The following is a 21088-nucleotide window of genomic DNA, read 5'->3' on the forward strand; positions in this document are numbered from 1 at the left end:
CTTCGTTTCAATTCCTTATAGGTAGGCTAAAAACACCTTAAAAGGCGCATAAAAAGAGGAGAAAAAATTTTTCCTTTATATCTTTCTTGTCAAGTATCTTGGCTTTATTATACCATATTGTCCAATAAAATCAATTACTTTCTAAAAATCAAAAAAATAAAAATGTCGTCGATCTCCAGGCGTTTTTGCACTATTGGGCATCGACGACAAAAAATCAATCTGTAAAAATTAAATTATTAATTTAATAAATATATACAGCCGCCGTTTCGTCAATAAAACCTGTTTCAAAATCATAATACTCTTCAACTTGATTCTTGGGAATCCAGTAAAAATTAGCTTCTATACCATTCCGAGCACTAAATTTTATAGGAGGATTTTTCAAAGCGCGATTTATACGGATTTGTATTATATATTTTCTCATTTTTTTTAGTAGTAGTTGTAATAGTGCTCTTTTTTTAAAAAATGTAGGTTCTATACCTGAATTTTTACATTCCGTAGGGAATATTCTACATAAAGTTTCTGAACCCCAGGCTCCTCGTTTTATATCTTCATATGCATCTAATAATACACTTGCCTCGTCATCAATTTCTACAAAAACATCAACTACTTCACCTATATTTTTAATGAGTTCAAATTCCTTTAATTTTGTAAAATCTAAGCCTATAATTCCTTCCTCCCAAATTTTTTGCGACTTATCAGATACACCTGATTTAATAAGTTCCTCGTAGTATTTTTCAACCAGTTCTTTATATTCAGATTCCCATATACATTCTTTATCTGCCAATAATTTTTTAACGCGATCTATATGGTGAAGATGATATACCTTTTCGTAATCTCTATCAATTTTCAAAATATAAAGTGGTGCTCCTTCTCCTTTTTTCCCTTCTCGGTTAACGCGTCCTGCTGTTTGGATAATGGATTCCAAAGGTGCAAGATCTCTAAATCCAATATCAAAGTCCAAATCTACACCCGCTTCAATAGTTTGAGTTGAAACTAATATTACAGGCTCTTTATTCTCAAGATTTTTTTTAATTTTTTCAATTACTTTTTCTCTGTGTTTTGGAATAATATTGGTTGATAAATAGTAAATTTTTATATTATCATTGATTTCTTTATATTTTTGCTGTTTTTCCCTCAAAAGATTAAAAATTTCAATGCTTCGTTTTATAGTATTAACAACGATAAGAGCTGACTGGTTTTGTTGCCATATTTTCATAAAAAATTCTACAAATTCATTACCATCATTAAATTCATTTTTAAAAAGCGGAAACAATATTGTTCTTTTCTTGTTTTTAAAATATTTATCATGGTTTTTTAAAAGCTCTATAGGTTCTTCTTTCTTTTCATTCAATAACATATCACAAAGCTGTAGTATTTTTGGTTGAGTAGCTGTCATTAAAATAAAACGAGTACCATAAAACTGAGCCAGTTTTCTCAATACTGCTCCAATAAGTGGCATATATTCATCAGGAATTGATTGAATCTCATCTAAAATTACGATACTACCTGCTAATTTGTTAATTTTTTTTAACAAGCGATTTTGGTCTGTAAGTAATGATTGAAATAACTGGACAAAAGTAGTTAAAATTATATCTCCTTCCCACGCCTCTACCTCTAATAATTTACGTTCAACTGGAATAATTTCATCTCCATTTGATCTATTTTCAAAATCGGCAAATTGATGATGTACAATCAAGTGAGCTGTATTGCCAACAACAGCTTCATAATCTTTTTGAGTTTGTTCAATTATATTAATAAAAGGGATTGCAGTAATAATACGCGGTGTATAATTCATTTCTTCCTTTATTCTATTTCGAAGATAAAGAGCACATTGCAAGGAAGCCAGTGTTTTACCAATGCCTGTTGGTGCCGTAATAGTAAAAAAGTGTTGATTTTTTATTTGCTCACTAGTTAGTTCCTGAAGAGTTCTAATCATATCTTTTCTCGCCTCATTTTTTTCACTTGCAAAATTTGTATGTGTATCATTTTTATGCTTTTGCTTAATATAATCTTCCACTCTTTTATCTTCGACCAAACACATTTGCTTTTTTTGAACAGTTCCTGAATCCAATTTATCTGAATCAATTAGTAAAGAAAAAAGATATATTGAGGCAAAATACCACTCCTCATTTTTAAATCTGTTTGATATATATTGAGGCATATAAATGAATAATGTTTCCTCTTTAAGTTCATTTACTTTTAAAATTTCTAAAATTTCCTCTCGTTCCACTGGCCATCTATCATTTAAATCAGCAACTATTGCATCAATATTTTCACGAAGATCTGCAACCTGTACTTCAAGCTTTCCCCATTTCTCATTATCAAAAGATGTATTTATTTCTAAACTCATATGATGTCTAAGTATAACAACATAAGCTAAAAATGCCCAAATTAATTTTGTAATATTTTCTTTTTCGTTAAAAAGATATTTTTTAATCCATAGATAAGCTATACAAGCAGAAATATGCGCATGTTCTTTATACTTATTATGGATATTTTTGACCAAATAATTTTGAAAATATGTTGTATATTTGCCAAAGTCGTGGAAAAATAATATATTTTTTATTAACTCCTTTAATTCACTATTATTTATTTCTTGAAAGGAAACAGACGGTACAAAATTAGTTTCACCAATATTTTTAACAGCAAGTAAATGTTCACTTAAATATTGCTTTAAATTTTGTTTTTGATCATAATGAGCATAATACTCCATTCAAGAACACCTTCTTGTTAATTCCACTTAAAATATATCACTTTGCTACTTTAGCTAATTACTTATTCCATCCATGTTATATATTCATTATTACTTAATTCCATATATTTTGTAACTGTCGCTTTAATGGGATGTGAAAATAAATTTATAAGCATGTTTCCTTTTCCTGTTTCTGTTAAACGTCTATCTTTATCAAATTCAAGAGGAATATCTTCTTTTACAAAGAAATATTTATTATAGCTATCTCTCCCGATTTCGATGTCATTAATATACTTTATTGGAATCACAGAACTAATGGGAATACTGGCCTCATAATTTTTTTCTTCCCCTTCAATTTCTCCTTCATACCTTAGCCAACCTAAATATTGGGCTCCTCCAAGTGATAGAGAAATTCCCTTTGTAATATAAAAATCATTTCCACCAGCTATAAGCTTTCTAAAGTCCTCCATAATACTTTTATCTTTATGATAAAACCAAACCTGATAGTCTATATATCCATTCCTTAAATTTTGTGGAAAAATTATCTCTGTTGGCGTTTGAGTATGAACTCCTTTAGAGCCATTAAAATCATTTATTCCTTCTATTTTTAGTAAGTTCATCTTTTGCACTAATTTTTTTATAGGACTTTTTATCGCTACCGTAATATTACATTTATCAAGTGAAAAGAGTTCATAATACGAATCTCTTTCAAATCCTAAAAGACCTGCTATCATGCCTATTATCGTTGTGCGAGGAGGGATAGAATAAGTTAGTGCAGAAGAATTTGAATGATATCTGCGAAAATGAGCTGCCTTACCTTGCAGATGAAAAGTTAAAAGTCTCATCTTTAGCCCTCCAAATTTATTTAATTACTTCCCATAGGTCTATATATTCATACTCAGGTATACCTACAAGTTGTTCTAATTTAATAAAAGGATAAAACCACCCAATAACTTTATCTATATAACCTTTTTCTTTCATTTGATTTATTACTTCACTTAATTTATATCTGGTGTCTTCTGCCCTACCATGTATGCATAGCCAGCCATAATATAGAATACATTGGCCTGGTCACTAAGAGGCCATCTCTTTCTAAGAGGTCCAAAATAATTATGAAAACGGTTTATTAAATTTTCGGCAAATAAAGTCATTTTATCATACTGTCTTAATTTTTCTATTATATCTTCATACAACCTTAATACCTCATTTATGTTCATCCCTTGAAATTGGATTTTTTTGAGTATAGGTTTTGTTTTGTGCTCTTTTATAAATTGTGCTAAAGCTACTCTATAAAGAAGAGTTCCTAGGTAAAATAGAGCTTTTTCTTCATCTGTAAATCCTTGCTGTTCTAAAAAAACTTCTATTTGTTCTACTTGTGCCAAAAGAAATTCTTTTTTTTCATCCATTAATTTCTCACCTTCCCAAAATTGTCGGTTTTTAAAAAAGTATTTATCAACTATTTTAAGTTCTTGTAAAACTTTCATAAGCACTATATAACTCATAATTATAGTTTTGATAAAAAAATCCGTCTTACCTATGTATTTCGTTAATTGCAAGTTTTCATAATTGTCAATTTTACCTTTGGATAGTTGCCGTATCCCCTTATCTAATGCTTCAGATGCATAACTATAAATAGTTTCTCTTTCTACCTGATAATCAGATAAAATAGATTTATAAAGAGTAAGTACTCTCCCAATGTCAATTTGTTTTTCTTTTTGATTTACTTTTACTTTCCTAACAGGTATAATGTGATAAATACTACTCAATGAAAAGTACTCAAGATGTGGTTTGATTTTTTTTACTTTTTCTTTAAATAACTCATTTAGTTTAACAAAGCGAGAAAAAGGAATATCTTCAAAAGCATCTAAAAGTTCAACAGATCTTCCATCTGTACGATATATGATAAAATTTACTACGTAAGGATTTTTCTGATCTATTATAGCTTCTGCCTCTACACTTTTTAACCAATTTAAAGAATCGTTGACGTTAAAAGCAAAATCAACATGCTCTTTAATTTTAGAAATATAATTAAAATTAAACTCTCCCATCATACTTTCAGGAAGTATATAAGCACTTTCTCCAGCAATATTTCCTTTAAATTTCTCTTCTATTACCTTTTCACCAATAAGTAAATTTTGATAACATTCGTCGCAAAATGAATACACATCATCATAATTGTCAATAGTACTTTCAAGAAATCGAGCGGAATTTTTGGTCGTAATAGTAAAAAATTTATTTATCCCACTTCTAGAAAACTTTGACGTTTTAGAACTTGATACCCCAACTTTGCTGTTCCCACAAATATAACAAACGCGTTTTTGTGCTGTTTCAACAGTCTCAATAGAGTTATCTGATGTTCCTTCGCCAATTTTATTTAAGCGTTTAATTAACTCAATATAATCAGGATGTTTAGAAACTATTATTTCGTTGCCATCTTTTATTATGCGTGGCACTACTAAAACATATTTATATTTGCTCTTTCCTTCGCCTCTTATATATTTAATGAAATTTTCATAATTCATTGTTTGGTCCTTTTCGTCTTTTTTGTCCTTAACTAAAATTTTTTTCTTATCGTCGCTTTTAATTTCTATTTCTATATCTTGTGGCAGAATTAGTTTCTTAAAATTTATACACATTTTCCCTTTCTTTTCTTTTAAAAAAACAAATTTATTTTCCTCTAGCTCTTTTAATAATTGATATAATTCACTATTATTCATATTTTCTTTTTCTAATGCCTTATATAAATCCATCCATACTTCAGCCAAAAGGTAATACAATGCCTTTACTTCCCTAACTACATAAGTTTGTAACGAAGAACCTGAATTGTTGCCAAAATACTTAAATTCCCTAGTATGTCTTTCATTATAGAGTAGAGGATCATCAAATAGTAGTTTATCCTCATCCAAATTAAAGGTCATAAAAATGTTATAAGCTCTATCTTTCTCGTCTTCTTCTAGCTTTATAGATTTGATGCGAGAATCGAGAACATCTATATCGTCTCTAAACTGTGCACCAATTGCTGCAGTAATTAAAGGCAAATTCATCCTCTCTCCCTCCTTTCTTTCACCCAACTATCTCAAAACACCCAAATCCTTGGGAGTTTTTTGCACCCAAACCTGTATAGTAAGCAAGTTCTAATAATTCAGGACTGCTTTCTACGTCGTATATACCCATCCATCCTTTCACATAAACATTTTTGTATTTAATCATCTTTGAATATCTTCTGTCTTCCTTTTCTGATAAAGGATAAAGCTTAAAGTATGGATCTTTCGCTTTTACATTATAGACTAATTCATATTTTTTAAGCAGATTATTAAGTAAAAGGGGAGAAAATTTTTCATCCCAAGGTGAGTAATAATAAGTATACTTTATGTCACCATCTTTTAAAGTAGTATACATCACAACTGGAGAAATAAATTTTATCCTTGCTTTATTTTTAAAAACAGGAGGATTGTCTATATTGAGTGAATTCAAAATAAATTTTTGACCATTAAAATGGCAATACTCCTTCTTTAACGCATTTTTTGAAATATCAAATATAAATTCATCTAAAGGAGAGGCAACAGTAAATTTAAAAGGAGATTTTATGCTTATTTTTTTCTGCCCTTTAGAGTCTGTTAAAATTTTGAACTCTCCTTCAATTCTTGAAAAAGTAAATAATTTAAACTTTCTTTTTTCATATTGAAACCCTTCATCATGTAAAAAAGCTGCAAAATCACTATCTCCCATTAGGTCATACAAAAAGCCTTGAACTACATAATTATAATGAATTGGCAATACTAAATTTTTTTCTCCCACAAATTCCAAAGTAATTCTCATAATAACACCTCATAAATTTATTCCAGTGAAGATATGGATATATTGGTTTTACGTGTATATAATTCTACATTAATTCCCATTTTTCCTTCTTAACTTTTAAAAAATTTTTAATGATTTTGTCTAAATTTATTTAATAAATAGTAAACCATAAAACAAAAAAGAAAAGCCCATTTTGAGCTTTTCTCTCTTTACAAAATTTCCTGAAGTGTCTTCCATGCCAGTAATGCACATTTTACACGGGCAGGAAAGTCAGATACTCCTTGCAGTACTTGTGCATCACCTAATTCATCTAAATTTACGTCTTTTTTGTGTATCATGTCTATAAATTCTTGCACAAGCCTTAAGGCCTCTTTTTTGTCTTTTCCCTTTATAAGGTCTATCATCATAGAAGTTGAAGCTTGACTTATGGCACAACCATGGCCTATAAAAGAAGCATCTTCTATAATGTCACCCTTCATTTTTAGATAAAGAGTAATGTCGTCACCACAAAGAGGATTGTGACCTCTTTCTTTGTGAGTGGCATCTTTCATCTCCCTTCTGTGAGGAGAATTCTCATAATGTTCCATTATAACTTCAGAATAAAGCTGATTTAAATCGCTCATTTAAACCACTTCCTGACTTTTTTTAGTCCTTCCACAAGAGCATCAATATCCTCAAAATCGTTGTAGAGATAAAAGCTTGCTCTTACAGTTGCAGGAACGCCTAAGTATCTCATTAAGGGCTGGCAACAGTGATGTCCACTTCTTACAGCAATTCCTTCTTCGTCTAGTATTGTAGCAACATCATGAGGATGGACACCTTCTACATTGAAGGAAATTATCCCTCCTCTTTCTTTCGCGTCTTTGGGGCCATACAATTTTACAAAGTCTAATTCTTTCATTTTTTGAAGACCATACTCCAAAAGCTCGCCTTCGTGTTTATATATATTGGTAAGCCCAATTTTCTCTATATAATCTATGGCATAAATAAGCACATAACCTCCCTCTACATTAGGAGTACCTGCTTCAAATTTAAGAGGGGAAGGTGCAAATGTAGAATGGTCCTCATAAACTTCGTCTATCATTTCTCCTCCTCTTAAAAATGGCGGTACCTCATTAAGTAAATCTTCTTTTATATATAAAACCCCAATCCCCATAGGCCCTAACATCTTGTGACCAGAGAAGGCAAAAAAGTCACAATCTATCTTTTGTACATCAACAGGCATATGAGGTACACTTTGTGCTCCATCTATTAATACTTTTGCCCCGTATTTGTGGGCAATATGTGTAATCTCCTCCACAGGATTTATTATTCCCAAAACATTCGACATGTGTTGTGCAGCAACTAATTTTACTTTTTCAGACATTTTTTCTTTGAAATCTTTCATAGAAAGCCTAAAATTTTCATCAAGATAGACATATTTAAGCTTTGCCCCTTTAGCTTCTGCTACCATCTGCCATGGGAGTATATTACTGTGGTGTTCAGCTATGGTAAGTAGTATTTCGTCTCCTTCGTTTATATGCTTCATACCCCAAGTGTAGGCTATAAAGTTTATAGACTCTGTTGTATTTCTTGTGAAAACTATAGACTCTTCTTTTTTGGCGTTTATAAATTTTTTTACCCGTTCTCTTGCCTCTTCATAGGCTTGTGTTGAAAGTACACTTAAATAATGGGGACTTCTGTACACATTGGCATTTAGCTCTTCATAATATCTATCCATAGCCTTTATTACTTCAATTGGCTTTTGTGTTGTAGCGGCATTGTCAAGATATACAAGCCTTTTTCCATGGGGCGTAACACTCAATATAGGAAAGTCTTTTTTTATTCTTTCAATATCAATATTTTTCACCTTATAATCCTCCTTCCTATATGACCCTTTATGATGATTTCTCTTACAGGGTCATAAGGAATCAAGTCTATAACAGGATTTAATATGGCTTGAACCATTAAAAGCCTTGCCTCTTCTAAACTAAAGCCTCTGCTCATCACATAATAGAGTTTGTCTTCATCTATTTGCCCTGCACTGGCTGAGTGGTTTGCCTGTACATCATCTTCTCCGCAGTAAAGAGCAGGAATTGCAACGGATTTTACAGTTTTGTCTAATAAAAGTACTGTTTCATTTTCTTCAGCTTTTGCCTTTTTTGCACCTTTTTTAATGTCAATATTTCCTATAAAGGTAGCCTTTGCACTTCCTTTTAAGGCTCCTTTTAAGTCCACACTGCTGGTAGTTTTAGGAGCTTGGTGGTATACTTTATAAGCCATGTCATATTTTTGACTATCCACACCTAAAAAAATGGATTTGGAAGTAAAGGTACCTCCTACCTCATCAAGATATACCGCCACATCAAAAGCGCTTACTTTAGAACCTATAACAACATTTGACCAGTTGACCATAGCATCTTTTCCTACAATTACAAGGTTGTTGTCAAAGTCGTTGAATTCGTCTCCCAATCTTTGTATTTTTACTATATTTACATTAGAACCTTCTTTTGCAATCACCTGCGTTATGCCATTGTGAAAGCCTTTTGTACCTGAATTATAGTCAAAAACGATTGTAACTTGCGAATTAGCTTCCACTTCAATTATGTTATAATCAATCAATGTGTCATTTTGTTCATTTGTTATATAATCAATCACTATAGGTTTTTCAACATTACTGTTTTGAGAAATCTCAATGTGAAAACCTGCATTGTAAAAATCTTTTACCATATTTATAAATTTGCCTTCTATGCCAAAAGCTTTATCCCTCAAAGCCAATATCTCTGCCGGCAATCCAGCTAATTTCTTTGTCTCTTTTATTTTTACTGTATCATGAGACAAATCTTTTATTACTGCTGAAGTGTATTCTTTATAAGAAGGCTGTTGTATTTCCTCCATACTAACTCTCTTCCACATATTTTCACTCCTATCCTATTGCGCCTTCCAGCTCAAGTTTAATGAGCCTATTCATCTCCACTGCATATTCCAATGGCAAAGCTTTAGCTATAGGCTCAACAAAACCTCTTACAATCATAGCCCTTGCATCGTCTTCGCTTAAACCTCTGGACATGAGGTAAAATATCTGTTCATCGCTTATTCTTCCCACTTTTGCCTCATGACCAATGTCCACATTGTCATTTTCTATTTCTATTACTGGCATTGTATCAGACCTTGAAATATCGTCCAACATCAAGCCTTCACACTGGACAGAAGCCTTTGCACCTTCCGCATTAGGTCCTATTTTGAGAAGTCCTCTATAGCTTGATATTCCACCATCTTTTGATATACTCTTTGCTAAAACCTTTGAAGAAGTATGAGGAGCTAAGTGTATCATTTTTGAACCGGTATCTAAATGCTGCCCTTTTGCAGCAAAAGTCACACCAGTGTATTCCGCCTTTGCTCCTTCTCCTTTTAATATAGAAGCAGGATAAAGCATTGTCTTGTGGCTTCCAAAAGAGCCGGATATCCACTCTATGATGCCGTCTTTTTCAACAATTGCCCTTTTTGTATTTAGATTATAGGTATTTTTACTCCAGTTTTCTATAGTAGAATAAATTATGCGAGCCCCTTCATTTACAAAAAGTTCTACACAACCTGCATGTAAGTTTGAAACAGAATATTGTGGTGCAGAACAGCCTTCTATAAAGTGTACTTCACTACCTTTGTCAGCAATTATGAGAGTGTGCTCAAACTGTCCGCTTCCTGGTGCATTCATTCTAAAATAAGCCTGAAGTGGAACCTCCACTTTGACTCCTTCTGGAACATAAACAAATGTGCCTCCGCTCCATATTGCAGCGTGAAGGGCTGCAAATTTGTGGTCATAAGGCGTCACGTTTTTTGTCATAAAATACTCTTTTATTATGTCAGGATATTTTTTTACTGCAGTGTCCATGTCCTCAAATATGACACCTTGTTGAGTAAGGCTTTCTTTAATATTGTGATATACAACTTCAGAGTCGTATTGAGCACCTACTCCCGCCAATGCTTTTCTTTCCGCTTCAGGAATCCCCAGCCTTTCAAAAGTACGCCTTATCTCTTCTGGAACTTCATCCCACGACCTTTGCATTTTTGCACTTGGACGTATATAGGCGATAATAGAATCTATGTCAAGTTGACTTAAATCAACACCCCATGTGGGCATAGGCATTTTTTGATATATCTCCAAGGCTTTTAATCGAAAGTCCCTCATCCAAGAAGGTTCATTCTTTTGCTCAGATATTTCTAAAACAACTTCTTTAGAAAGTCCTTTACCTGTCTGATACTCATACTTTACGTTGTCTTTGACGTCGTATATACTAAAATCTATTTCCTTTATATCTGGTTTTTTCATTATTTTCGCCTCCTATGGGTTACACGCCATTTCTCACAAAGTCATAACCCTTTTCTTCAAGAATCTTTGCAAGGTCTTTGTCACCGCTTTTTACAATCTTTCCATCCATTAAAACAGATATTACATCCGGCTCAAGGTAATCCAATATCCTGTTGTAGTGGGTGACTATTAAGATAGACATCTCTTCAGTTTTTAACTTTTTAACCGCTTCTGCCACAACTTTTAAAGCATCTATATCAAGACCGGAGTCAATTTCGTCCAGCATTACAAGTTTAGGCTTTAGAAAAGCCATCTGGAGTATCTCAGTTTTTTTCTTTTCTCCTCCAGAAAAACCTACATTTAAATACCTACTTCTGTACTCGGAATTCATGTCTAAAAGCTCTAATGCGTTTTTCATGTCTTTTGCAAATTGAAGCATCGACATATTTTGGCCTGTTACAATATTAACAGAGGTCCTTATAAAATTATCCACTGTTATGCCAGGTATTTCTTCAGGGTACTGAAAAGACAAAAAGATGCCTTTTTTTGCCCTTTCATTGACTTTTAGATTTGTTATATCTTCTCCTTCAAATAAAATCTGCCCTGAAGTCACTTTATATTTAGGATTCCCCATGATGGAATTGCACAACGTGCTTTTACCACCACCATTGGGTCCCATAATTGCATGTATTTCTCCTTTTTTTATTGTTAAATTAAGCCCTTTAAGAATATATTTGTCCTCAACTTCTACATGCAAGTCCTTTATTTCTAACAATGTTTCCCTCATCTTTTACAACTCCTTTTTAATTCCGACTATTTTAATAGGAATACTCAAGCAATACTATTATACACCACCTAAACAACCAAATCAATAGAAAAAGGCACAAAATTGATAATTATTTTCATTTAATAAACATATGTCAATAATTATTTACAAAAAATATAAGAAGTCGGGACTTCAATTTCCCCGACTTCTTATATTTCGTCAACTTCCACAAACTTAGCCAGTATGTCGTCTACTGGAATTATGAGATATTCCTCTCCCTCGTGTTTTATCTTTGTACCCGAAAACTCTTTATATATAACCCTATCCCCTACAGCAAGCTCATCGGAGGCACCAGCTGCAAGAGCTTCAATTACTCCCTGATTTAATTTTTCTTCAGCGGTCTTGGGAATTATTACTCCGCCTATCTTTTTCTCTTCAGGCTCTTTTTCCAATTTAATAAGTGCATGGCCATTTATAGGTTGTATTTTTGTCATAACTCCTTCTCCTTTCTTTTATTATTTTTTATCGTCCATTATTACATTATTTATTATACCTCACTTATAAGAAAAGGTACAAGAACAAAAACTTATTGTTCAGTAATTCCCAGCAATCTATTAAGCTTAGCTTTATCAAACCCTACTACAATTGTGCCATCAATATCCGTCTGAGGCACACCTCTTTGGCCGCTCCGCCTTACTAATTCTGCTGCCGCACTTGGATTTTTGCTCACGTCTACTTCTCTAAAAGGTATGTTGTGCTGCCTTAAATATGCCTTTGTAGCATTGCACCAGGGGCAAGAGGGAGTGGTGTAAACAGTTACTCTGTGGACCTTTTGACCTTTTCCATCAGAAACCTTTGAAGGAGCGACAACTAAAAGTTTTTCATAATATTCTTTGCTTTGAAGTCCAAATACAAACTGCCATGGCTCTTTATCCTTGAAAAGTATCACTGAAGGCACTACTTTGATTCCATATTGTGGATGAATATCTTTTATCTCAGATGCATTCACTACATAAACAGGCACTTTGGGATTGTCTTCACTGAATTTCTTCATAACTTCCAGGGCTTCAAGACTCTTTTGTGAAGAATTAGAATAGAACATTAGCATAAAAAATTCTTCTTTATTCTTTACTTCTTCAAAGTGCTGAGAATCCTTTATAAGCTCTAACATCAAATCACCTCTTTAAATATTTATGTTATCCAAAATCGAAAATTTATATGAGCAAAATCGCAATTCTTTTTTGTTATAAACTACTGCAGGCTACGGCTACCCCCCATAAGTATTGGGTCGCAATTTATATTATAAGGAAAACTATTTTAAAAATCAAGATATTTTTAACACTCCTCCTTATTGAATTAAGTAAGAGCCTCTCTGCTTTTAGAATGATAGATAAAAACTCCCCTTAGTTAGAGGGGAGTTTGTTTAATACGTACACTTTTTCCTTTTCAATATATTTTATTACTTCCCTATAAACGAATTCCTCAAAATATTTTGCCTCTTTATAGGTAAATATCCCTTCTTTCAAAACCGTATCATAGCAAAATATTGGAGAATATTCTTTTAATTTTTCTATTTTTTTAGCTTGCTCCTTTACCATTCTAAAAGCACCAATATTGACATCTTGTATACCTTCTTTAGGTATTTTTGAAAAAACATATCCCACAAAATTTTTATATATTTTTTCAAATCCTTCTATATACATCACTGGTTCAATAGAAATTCTAACTTTTAAGCCCTTTGATATAGCCCTTTTTATGCTTTCTATCCTTTTACCGAGAGAAGGTGTTAGTTTTTCATATTTATCGATGACCGGTTGGGGCAACAATGTCCATGCGAAAATTACATTAGAAGGTATGTCGATAGATTCTACGGAAGAAAAATTGGCGCTTTTTGTTCGTATTTCTATTACAAGGTTTTTATTCCCTTTGGCATATTCAATCCACTGTTTAGTAAAGCCTGTAAGGTATTCTAAAGCAAGTAAATCCGTCTCATAGGATATGCTTAAATAGACTTTCTGGTCTTGTGTAAGTTTATCTATCTCTTTAAAATAGTCCTCAATATTCACAAAAATAACAAGATGTCCTGAAGGATACATACCCTGTAAATAGCAATAATCACAATCATACATACAATTGAATATTATTGATGTATGGTAAAAATTAGAATTTTTAAAGTCTTCACAAAGCTTAGAACCTTTATATATAAAATCGTATCTTTTTTGGGCCAATATAAGATTTTGCCTTTCTTTTTGTATAAGGTAGTTTTGATTAGGTCTATTGAAAACCTCACTGTATCTGTCAATAAGCACCACTTTACTTTTAGGAAATTTCTTTAAAATATTTTGCGTTATAGGATTAGAAAGTATTTCCTTCTCAACGTAAATGTGAGAGAATTTTTTCAAAGGCCCTCTTCCTCTCTTCTTTATTATTTACCTGTACATCACAAAAGTTTTTTAAAAAATCTATATTTTTACCCTTTCTAACCTTATAATGTAGACAAGCTTTATAAAAAATTTGCCTTTGACTTACCGTAAGTTTTAGCTTTTGTGAAAGAAAATTTATAATTTCTCTTTCATAAAAGGAAAATATATCGATAGTTTTAAAACTATTTTTCAATATTTTAATAAATTCATCTATTTCCTTTAACTTGTTTTTTATTAACTCATAAATTTTATCTTTAGACACATCCTCGAAATCTGTACTATCAGAGACAATTTTTAAAATATAAATTCTGTGGGTCTCGAAAAACTTAGAGGCTGCTTGATAAAAACCGCTGGTTTCCATATCACAAAGTCTTGCTGTCATCAACTCTTTATCTTTCACTATATAATTAAAAGTCTCTATATCACTTTCCTCAAAAGGATGGTCTATCAAAATATCAGGTATATAATTTTTATGAGTTTCATTGTCTACAATTTTGTTAATAAGGTATATGTTCCCTATTTTTTCATTCATATCTTTCGAGCCACATACACCAATGTTTATTATAAAGCTTTGTGGATCCCACAAATATCGAGTTGCCGCATGAGAAACAGCTATACTGCTATTTATTTTGCCCACTCCTGTTACTACCAACGTTATTTCTTCATTTCTAAAAACTTGAAAATATCGATTTTCTACATCTTTTTTTAATCCAAAATATTCAATTAGAGGTTTTGCCTCAATATATAAAGCGGTTGCAATAAAGACCATCTTAGCACCTCTTTCAAAAACATATAAAATTTGTGTCAAGAGAATTCTCTTGACACAAATTTTTATAACCCCACTTTTTCTAGTAAAAGCTTCACATCTGCATCTCTTTCTAGTATATGGTCATTTAAAACCTCAAATTTTTTGTCAATCCGCTTAAATTGGAAGTTTATCTCAGTCAAAGATTCTGTATTTCTAGCTACTTGTTCAAATGTGCTTGTAACAACACTTTCAATTTTATCTATTCTTTGCTCAACTTTATCTAACCTTTTTTCAAAGTTATCCATCTTTATCTCGAAATTATCCAGCCTTACTTCAAAATTTCCCAACTTTCGCTCAAAACTACCCATCTTCTGTTCGAAATTATCCATTCTTTGTTCAAGATTGTCCATTCTCTTCTCAAAGCTATCCATTCTTTGTTCTAATTTGTCTATCCTTTTTTCAAACTCAGTAAATTTAACTTCTAATCTGTCAATGCGGTTTTCTACTTTCTCAAGCCTTGTGTCAATACTGTTAAGCCTTTCTAACACAAGGTTTAATAATTCTTCACTTGACACAAAAAGCTCCCCCTTTATTCTTTAATGACAAGCCTGTGATACTCTTTTTTGCCCTTTCTTATTAAAATGCTATTATCTTTTATCATCTCATCTTTTATATATTCATCAATACTTTCAACTTTTTCATTGTTTATATACAGTCCACCTTGTTGAACGAGCCTTCTGCCCTCACTCTTTGAAGGTATTATCTTTGCTTCAAAAAGCACATCTAAAATTTTTTTACCAAAAACATCAGAAGAGACAGTAACAGAAGGCACATTATCTAAATCTCCACCGCTTTCAAATAAAGCCTCTGCCGCCTTTTGGGCTTTTATAGCCTCTTCCTCTCCGTGTATAAGTTTTGTGACTTCATATGCCAATATTTTTTTAGCCTCGTTTATCTCTTTATCTTTTAATGCCCCTAATCTTCTCACTTCATCCATAGGCAAGAAAGTGAGAAGTGCCAGGGCCTTTTCCACATCCGCATCAGCTATATTTCTCCAGTATTGATAGAATTCATAAGGAGAAGTTTTATTAGGATCAAGCCATATTGCGCCTTTTTCAGTTTTCCCCATTTTCTTCCCTTCACTGGTGGTAAGTAAAGTAAATGTCATGCCATAAGCCTGTTTACCTTCTTTTTTTCGTATAAGCTCTATACCAGCAATAATATTAGACCATTGATCGTCTCCGCCCATTTGCATTACACAATTGTATCTTCTATTTAATTCAAGAAAATCATAGGCTTGCATAAGCATATAGTTAAACTCCAAAAAAGAAAGGCCTCTTTCTAATCGAGATTTAAAGCATTCTGCTGTAAGCATTCTATTTACAGAAAAATGAACTCCTATATCCCTTAAAAATTCAATATAGTTTAAGTCTAAAAGCCAATCAGCATTATTGGCCATAATGGCTTTGCCATCAGAAAAATCGATAAGCCTTTGCATCTGCTTTTTAAAAGCTTCAGCGTTTCTATCTATTTCCTCTTTAGTCATCATCTTTCTCATATCAGTCCTGCCGCTTGGGTCTCCTACCATCGCTGTGCCACCGCCTATTAACACAATAGGCCTGTGGCCTGCTTTTTGCATGTGAGACATCACCATAATTTGAAGAAAATGTCCCACATGTAAGCTATCAGCAGTAGGATCAAAGCCTATGTAAAAAGTAATTTTTTCTTTTTCTAAAAGTTCTCGTATTTCCTCTTCATGAGTCATTTGCTGAATATATCCTCTTTCTTGCAAAACATCAAGTACAGACACGATAATACCTCCATCATCTTATTTTTGTATATTGTATCAAATGAAAAGCATATTTTCAAATATTTTTGACAATATAATTTTATCACTTTATAATATTTACTATCAACAAATAAAAGAGAAGTGATTGTATGAATTACAAAGTTTGTGCTACAGGTAATAAAATAGAAAAGTTTTATTCTGATGCAATAAAAGAATATCAGAAGAGGCTGAGCCGATTTTGCAATATCACTTTTTTGAACTATAAAAATTTTCAAAAATTACATTTTAAAGAAATAGATAAATATTATAAAATAGTAATATCACCTGCAGGTAAATCTTTGTCTTCAGAGGAATTATCAGAAAAAATAAAAGAGTTTGAACTCACTGGAATAACAGATATATTAATAATCATAGGAAATGAAGAAATTCATTGTAATGAGGTCATAAGCATAAGTAGCATGAAAATGAGTTTAGGTTTGACTTCTACTATTTTCTTTGAACAGTTATATAGGGCATATAAAATTTTAAACAATGAACCTTATCACAAGTGATTTTCTCCACTAAAAGCTAAATAAATCTGCTCTAAAAGTATAAGTCTCATAAGCTGGTGAGGAAAAGTCATTTTAGAAAAAGAAAGATTTAAATGAGATTGTTTTTTTATATTTTCCCACAATCCCAACGAACCACCTATTACAAAGGTCATTTCTCTGTAACCAGATTGAAAAGTAGTCTTTATGAACTGTGAAAACTTGTATGAGTCTATTTCTTTTCCTTCTATAGCAAGAGAAACAACAAAGCTTCCCTTTTTTATTTTAGAAAGAACCCTCTCTCCTTCTTTACGCAAAATCTCCTCTTTTTCCTTTTGACTTAAATTTTGAGGAGTTTTTTCTTCCTCTACTTCTTTAATCTCTATTTCACAATAAGGGCGCAATTTTTTTAAATAAAAATATATACCATTATTTATATAGTTCTCCTTCATTTTCCCAACTGCTATTATATGTATTTTCATTATTACTTCCCTCATTTTTAAACTACAAGGTATTTAGGTGGCTCATCGCAAAAATCACATTTATGAGGTACCAGCCAATCAGTAAAAGAAACTTCATCCAATTTGTAAATATCCGGTGGCTGTTCGTACACTTCGACAAATTCTTCGATGGCATCCTCTAAATGCTTTTCACACACAACAAACATAAAACCTCTCCTATTCTCCGAGAGTTATAGTAGTATATCCTGTCTTTCCCGATACGGTTTGGTACTTAACTTTTATTTTGTCACCTGGATTTTTTTCATAAACAATACATTTTAAACTTGTCATAGTATTTACAGGTCTTTCATCTATCTCCAAAATAATATAGCCTTTTTTAATGCCAGCTTTATAAGCAGGACCTTTAGGGTCAATATCTGCCACATATATCCCCTCATATATATAAACATCTGCGGAAATGTAACTGGCAATTTCCCTATCATAGGCAACTATACCAATATAAGGCGCTTTAAATGTGCCCGTTTCTACCACTTTTTTTAGTATAGGCTTTACAATATTTATAGGTATAGCAAAGCCCAACCCCTCAGCAGTTGTTACCTTCGCAGTATTTATTCCAATTGCATAGCCTTGCGAATCCACTAAAGGCCCTCCGCTATTCCCTGGATTTATAGAAGCATCTGTCTGTATCAAGTCTTCCATGATTCGCGGTTTTCCATCCTCAGTAATGGGAAGGCTTCTATTTAAAGCGCTTATTATTCCAGAAGTAACCGTTCTTTGAAACCTAAGACCTAAAGGATTTCCAATTGCTATTGCGGTTTGTCCTACTGATATCTTGTCAGAATCTCCCAAAGCTATAATTGGTAAATCTTTTTCATCAATTTTTAAAATAGAAAGGTCTAAAACAGGGTCAGTCCATAAAACTTTACCCGGAAGTATACTGCCATTGCTTAAATATACCTTTATATTTTTGGATTTTTCATTTGCTACATGATTGTTTGTTATGATATAACCGTTAGGATTTACTATAAATCCTGAGCCTATACCCTCCACAGCCTTTTCTAAAAAATAATACTCTCTTTGAAATTCTACAGTAGTAATCCCTACAACAGCAGGAGTATCCTTTTTCGCCACTACTTCCGCTATTGTAGGAGATTCTTTTGTTGGTATCACTATCTCTGTTCTTATTCCTGATGAAGGAGGATAAGGTATAGGAATGACTTTACCCCATAAATATTTTGGTGCAATATATATAAATATCAAAGAACTAGCCAAAGTAGTTATAATTACAATAGCAAAAAAACTCTTTAATTGACGCTGCATAATATCACCTCATTAAATAGGATGAGATATTATGCAGCGCATTATACTTAAAATTTTATAGTTTTTTATTCTTTTACTCTTACTACATCAGCACCTAACTGTTGGAGCTTTACTTCCATCGCTTCATAACCCCTATCTATATGATAAACCCCCATAACCTCCGTCGTGCCCTCTGCAGCAAGACCTGCTATAACCATTGCAGCGCCTCCTCTTAAGTCTGTTGCATTAAGAGGCGCACCTGTCAATTTTTCTACACCTTCAAATATTGCATTTCTTCCCTCTATTCTTACTTTTGCTCCCATTTTTTCTAACTCATTTAAATATTTAAATCTATTTTCATAGACATTTTCAGTAATAACACTCATACCATTCGCCAAAGCCAAAAGCACCGCAAAGGGCTGTTGCATATCTGTTGGAAAACCCGGATAAGGTAAAGTCCTTATATCAACATGTTTCAAAGGTCCTTCTCTTCTTACTCTTATCACATCATCGTATTCTTCAACAATAATACCCATTTCTGTGAGTTTTGCAATGATTGCTTCTAAGTGATTTGGAATTACTCCTTTTATATACACATCACCTTTTGTTGCGGCAGCTGCCACCATGTAAGTTCCTGCTTCTATTTGGTCAGGAATAATGGTATAGTGGCACCCGTAAAGTTTGTCTACCCCTGTTATCTTTATAGTATCTGTACCAGCGCCCTTGATATTTGCCCCCATTGCATTTAAAAAGTTTGCTACATCAACTACATGGGGCTCTTTTGCACAGTTTTCTAATATTGTTACCCCTTTGGCTTTAACCGATGCCAACATCAAATTTATAGTAGCACCTACGCTTACTACATCAAAATATATATGATTCCCCACCAATTTCTCAGCTTTAATTCTTATAAGTCCATGCTCTATGGTAGTTTTTGCCCCTAAAGCTTCAAAACCTTTGATATGCTGGTCAATAGGTCTTACGCCAATATTACATCCCCCTGGCATCGCAATTACTGCCTCATTAAACTTACTTAAAAGTGCCCCAATAAGATAATAAGAAGCCCTCATTTGGCTCGCCAAATCCCGAGGAGGATAAAAGGAATTTAAGCCTGTGGGGTCAATTATTACTTCATGCTTTTTCTTTTCTACTTTCCCTCCCAGATGGCGTATCATCTGGGCTAATAATTCTATATCTTTTATATCAGGCAAATTATCTATCACACTCGGAGTATCAGCCAATAGCGCAGCGGGAAGAATTGCAACAGCAGAATTTTTGGCACCACTTATCTGTACACTTCCTTTAAGAGGCTTTCCTCCCTTGATTATAAACTTTTCCATTCTTAATCTTCCCTTCAAATCAATTAAATTAAAATAAGTCAAATGTCATCACAATATATACTTTAATACAATTTAAAATATTTTACAAGTATTTAAAGAAGAAAAAGAAAAAAGAAGAAGGAGGTATTATTTACCTTCTTCGAAATTTCTTGTATAAGCATTTACGTAATATTTATCACCTTCTTCAGTAGTTATCCTCCAAACAGGGACTGCTTCTCCTTTTGTGGCATTGCTCCAGTTAAAATAATAGCCTAATTTTATCTCCTTTATTACCATAGGTTTTGTATCCGTCTTTATCTCCACAAGCTTTAAAAGAGCATAAACCGCATCTATCACATCTTTCTTAGCTTTTTCCATTGCAACAGACCCAAACCAGCATTTTGAAAATTCAAAGCCTTTATCATCTATTTTCCCTTCCATCCATCCACCATCTATAAAATAATCCTTATAGGTTTGAAAATACTTTATCTTTACCTCTTTACCTTGAAAAATTTTTTCAATTTGTACATTTATTTCTTTAAAATGATAACTATTTATAAAATTATGTATATACTCTTCCTTTTGTGAAGAAGACATATTTTTAAACTTATCACTTCTTTCAAAATAATAAAAACTTACGCCGTCCACTTTGATGGTTTTATCCTCAAATTTAAAAATTGTATATCTATTTTCTTTGTACTTTCCATATTTTTGTCCTTTAATAAAATTCTCTAAAACAAAATCTTCATCAAATATTTCTCTCGTTACTTTAATAAGTGGCAGCGGTTCTTTATTTTGCGGAATTGTAGTCTTTAAAATTATGTTATTTTGTAACAAAACCTCCTTTAAAGAATGTAAATCGTTTCCAGATAAAATATAGGGTTCCGATTTATTCATTTTAGCAATAGTTAGATATAAAAGAACATTCAAAATCGCAAAAGTGATTATCATCACTGTTTTTGCTTTAGACCAGTTCAT

The 21088-nt window shown here is 32.5% G+C and carries 21 protein-coding genes; 1 reads left to right on the plus strand and 20 read right to left on the minus strand.

Features of this window, described 5'->3' with window-relative positions; translation table 11 throughout:
- Nucleotides 1-241 precede the first annotated feature (241 nt).
- From BUB32_RS10410 to tyrS, 15 genes are all read right to left on the minus strand, one after another.
- Nucleotides 242-2713: a CRISPR-associated helicase/endonuclease Cas3 gene (locus tag BUB32_RS10410; protein WP_072969324.1), complete on the minus strand. Its 2472-nt coding sequence runs from the start codon at nt 2711-2713 to the stop codon at nt 242-244.
- A gap of 62 nt (nt 2714-2775) precedes the next feature.
- Nucleotides 2776-3537, minus strand: coding sequence for a CRISPR-associated protein Cas5 (gene cas5, locus BUB32_RS10415; RefSeq protein WP_042834503.1), 762 nt, complete (start codon nt 3535-3537; stop codon nt 2776-2778).
- Between the two features lie 153 nt (nt 3538-3690).
- The gene (locus tag BUB32_RS10420) at nt 3691-5736 is read right to left on the minus strand and encodes a TM1802 family CRISPR-associated protein (protein ID WP_072969325.1); all 2046 of its coding nucleotides are present in this window, start codon (nt 5734-5736) and stop codon (nt 3691-3693) included.
- A gap of 19 nt (nt 5737-5755) precedes the next feature.
- On the minus strand, nt 5756-6511 hold the full coding sequence (gene cas6 / locus BUB32_RS10425) for a CRISPR-associated endoribonuclease Cas6 (RefSeq protein ID WP_072969326.1): 756 nt from the start codon (nt 6509-6511) through the stop codon (nt 5756-5758).
- A gap of 188 nt (nt 6512-6699) precedes the next feature.
- Entirely contained in the window at nt 6700-7113 is a 414-nt protein-coding gene (gene sufU / locus BUB32_RS10430) for a Fe-S cluster assembly sulfur transfer protein SufU (RefSeq protein WP_072969327.1), read from the minus strand.
- Nucleotides 7110-8339, minus strand: coding sequence for a cysteine desulfurase (locus BUB32_RS10435; RefSeq protein WP_072969328.1), 1230 nt, complete (start codon nt 8337-8339; stop codon nt 7110-7112). Before BUB32_RS10435 ends, sufU begins: the two co-directional genes overlap by 4 nt.
- Entirely contained in the window at nt 8336-9385 is a 1050-nt protein-coding gene (sufD, locus tag BUB32_RS10440) for a Fe-S cluster assembly protein SufD (protein WP_072969329.1), read from the minus strand. The genes BUB32_RS10435 and sufD overlap by 4 nt, the downstream gene beginning before the upstream one ends.
- 10 nt (nt 9386-9395) lie before the next feature.
- Entirely contained in the window at nt 9396-10799 is a 1404-nt protein-coding gene (gene sufB / locus BUB32_RS10445; RefSeq protein ID WP_003868735.1) for a Fe-S cluster assembly protein SufB, read from the minus strand.
- 19 nt (nt 10800-10818) lie between these two features.
- Nucleotides 10819-11565 (minus strand): Fe-S cluster assembly ATPase SufC, encoded by a 747-nt coding sequence (gene sufC / locus BUB32_RS10450; RefSeq protein WP_072969330.1) that lies wholly within the window; start codon nt 11563-11565, stop codon nt 10819-10821.
- Between the two features lie 188 nt (nt 11566-11753).
- Nucleotides 11754-12038 carry a co-chaperone GroES gene (locus BUB32_RS10455; RefSeq protein WP_003868733.1) on the minus strand — a complete coding sequence of 95 codons (285 nt, stop codon included), beginning with the start codon at nt 12036-12038 and terminating at the stop codon, nt 11754-11756.
- Between the two features lie 92 nt (nt 12039-12130).
- Nucleotides 12131-12715, minus strand: coding sequence for a glutaredoxin domain-containing protein (locus tag BUB32_RS10460; protein WP_072969331.1), 585 nt, complete (start codon nt 12713-12715; stop codon nt 12131-12133).
- A gap of 232 nt (nt 12716-12947) precedes the next feature.
- The gene (locus tag BUB32_RS10465) at nt 12948-13946 is read right to left on the minus strand and encodes an SPL family radical SAM protein (RefSeq protein ID WP_072969332.1); all 999 of its coding nucleotides are present in this window, start codon (nt 13944-13946) and stop codon (nt 12948-12950) included.
- Entirely contained in the window at nt 13918-14736 is an 819-nt protein-coding gene (locus BUB32_RS10470) for a 5'-methylthioadenosine/S-adenosylhomocysteine nucleosidase family protein (RefSeq protein ID WP_072969357.1), read from the minus strand. Before BUB32_RS10470 ends, BUB32_RS10465 begins: the two co-directional genes overlap by 29 nt.
- A gap of 62 nt (nt 14737-14798) precedes the next feature.
- The gene (locus BUB32_RS10475; RefSeq protein WP_072969333.1) at nt 14799-15290 is read right to left on the minus strand and encodes a Dynamitin; all 492 of its coding nucleotides are present in this window, start codon (nt 15288-15290) and stop codon (nt 14799-14801) included.
- A 14-nt stretch (nt 15291-15304) separates the two neighbouring features.
- On the minus strand, nt 15305-16525 hold the full coding sequence (gene tyrS, locus BUB32_RS10480; protein WP_072969334.1) for a tyrosine--tRNA ligase: 1221 nt from the start codon (nt 16523-16525) through the stop codon (nt 15305-15307).
- A 128-nt stretch (nt 16526-16653) separates the two neighbouring features.
- On the opposite strand from tyrS, the gene BUB32_RS10485 reads away from it, so the two are divergent.
- On the plus strand, nt 16654-17055 hold the full coding sequence (locus BUB32_RS10485; RefSeq protein ID WP_072969335.1) for a 23S rRNA (pseudouridine(1915)-N(3))-methyltransferase RlmH: 402 nt from the start codon (nt 16654-16656) through the stop codon (nt 17053-17055).
- On the opposite strand, the gene rlmH is transcribed toward BUB32_RS10485, so the two are convergent.
- The 5 genes from rlmH to BUB32_RS10510 all read right to left on the minus strand — a co-directional run bounded on the left by rlmH (nt 17046) and on the right by BUB32_RS10510 (nt 21088).
- Entirely contained in the window at nt 17046-17513 is a 468-nt protein-coding gene (gene rlmH, locus BUB32_RS10490) for a 23S rRNA (pseudouridine(1915)-N(3))-methyltransferase RlmH (protein WP_072969336.1), read from the minus strand. The two genes, BUB32_RS10485 and rlmH, sit on opposite strands and share 10 nt — an antisense overlap.
- A 17-nt stretch (nt 17514-17530) precedes the next feature.
- On the minus strand, nt 17531-17698 hold the full coding sequence (locus tag BUB32_RS10495; RefSeq protein ID WP_003870754.1) for a CxxH/CxxC protein: 168 nt from the start codon (nt 17696-17698) through the stop codon (nt 17531-17533).
- Between the two features lie 10 nt (nt 17699-17708).
- Nucleotides 17709-18812, minus strand: coding sequence for a S1C family serine protease (locus BUB32_RS10500; RefSeq protein ID WP_072969337.1), 1104 nt, complete (start codon nt 18810-18812; stop codon nt 17709-17711).
- A 65-nt stretch (nt 18813-18877) separates the two neighbouring features.
- Nucleotides 18878-20131, minus strand: a complete 1254-nt coding sequence (locus BUB32_RS10505; RefSeq protein WP_072969338.1) for a UDP-N-acetylglucosamine 1-carboxyvinyltransferase — start codon at nt 20129-20131, stop codon at nt 18878-18880.
- Nucleotides 20132-20257: 126 nt separating this feature from the next.
- Nucleotides 20258-21088 (minus strand): two-component system regulatory protein YycI, encoded by an 831-nt coding sequence (locus BUB32_RS10510; RefSeq protein ID WP_072969339.1) that lies wholly within the window; start codon nt 21086-21088, stop codon nt 20258-20260.

The organism is Thermoanaerobacter uzonensis DSM 18761 (assembly GCF_900129115.1).
Lineage (GTDB): Bacteria > Bacillota > Thermoanaerobacteria > Thermoanaerobacterales > Thermoanaerobacteraceae > Thermoanaerobacter > Thermoanaerobacter uzonensis.

What these genes read in the sequence shown, in the direction of transcription:
- BUB32_RS10410 (WP_072969324.1), bottom strand. Translation starts at nt 2,713, where the DNA reads ATGGAGTATTATGCTCATTATGATCAAAAACAAAATTTAAAGCAATAT.
- cas5 (WP_042834503.1), bottom strand. Translation starts at nt 3,537, where the DNA reads ATGAGACTTTTAACTTTTCATCTGCAAGGTAAGGCAGCTCATTTTCGC.
- BUB32_RS10420 (WP_072969325.1), bottom strand. Translation starts at nt 5,736, where the DNA reads ATGAATTTGCCTTTAATTACTGCAGCAATTGGTGCACAGTTTAGAGAC.
- cas6 (WP_072969326.1), bottom strand. Translation starts at nt 6,511, where the DNA reads ATGAGAATTACTTTGGAATTTGTGGGAGAAAAAAATTTAGTATTGCCA.
- sufU (WP_072969327.1), bottom strand. Translation starts at nt 7,113, where the DNA reads ATGAGCGATTTAAATCAGCTTTATTCTGAAGTTATAATGGAACATTAT.
- sufD (WP_072969329.1), bottom strand. Translation starts at nt 9,385, where the DNA reads ATGTGGAAGAGAGTTAGTATGGAGGAAATACAACAGCCTTCTTATAAA.
- sufB (WP_003868735.1), bottom strand. Translation starts at nt 10,799, where the DNA reads ATGAAAAAACCAGATATAAAGGAAATAGATTTTAGTATATACGACGTC.
- sufC (WP_072969330.1), bottom strand. Translation starts at nt 11,565, where the DNA reads ATGAGGGAAACATTGTTAGAAATAAAGGACTTGCATGTAGAAGTTGAG.
- BUB32_RS10455 (WP_003868733.1), bottom strand. Translation starts at nt 12,038, where the DNA reads ATGACAAAAATACAACCTATAAATGGCCATGCACTTATTAAATTGGAA.
- BUB32_RS10460 (WP_072969331.1), bottom strand. Translation starts at nt 12,715, where the DNA reads ATGTTAGAGCTTATAAAGGATTCTCAGCACTTTGAAGAAGTAAAGAAT.
- BUB32_RS10470 (WP_072969357.1), bottom strand. Translation starts at nt 14,736, where the DNA reads ATGGTCTTTATTGCAACCGCTTTATATATTGAGGCAAAACCTCTAATT.
- BUB32_RS10485 (WP_072969335.1), top strand. Translation starts at nt 16,654, where the DNA reads ATGAATTACAAAGTTTGTGCTACAGGTAATAAAATAGAAAAGTTTTAT.
- rlmH (WP_072969336.1), bottom strand. Translation starts at nt 17,513, where the DNA reads ATGAAAATACATATAATAGCAGTTGGGAAAATGAAGGAGAACTATATA.
- BUB32_RS10495 (WP_003870754.1), bottom strand. Translation starts at nt 17,698, where the DNA reads ATGTTTGTTGTGTGTGAAAAGCATTTAGAGGATGCCATCGAAGAATTT.
- BUB32_RS10500 (WP_072969337.1), bottom strand. Translation starts at nt 18,812, where the DNA reads ATGCAGCGTCAATTAAAGAGTTTTTTTGCTATTGTAATTATAACTACT.
- BUB32_RS10505 (WP_072969338.1), bottom strand. Translation starts at nt 20,131, where the DNA reads ATGGAAAAGTTTATAATCAAGGGAGGAAAGCCTCTTAAAGGAAGTGTA.
- BUB32_RS10510 (WP_072969339.1), bottom strand. Translation starts at nt 21,088, where the DNA reads ATGAACTGGTCTAAAGCAAAAACAGTGATGATAATCACTTTTGCGATT.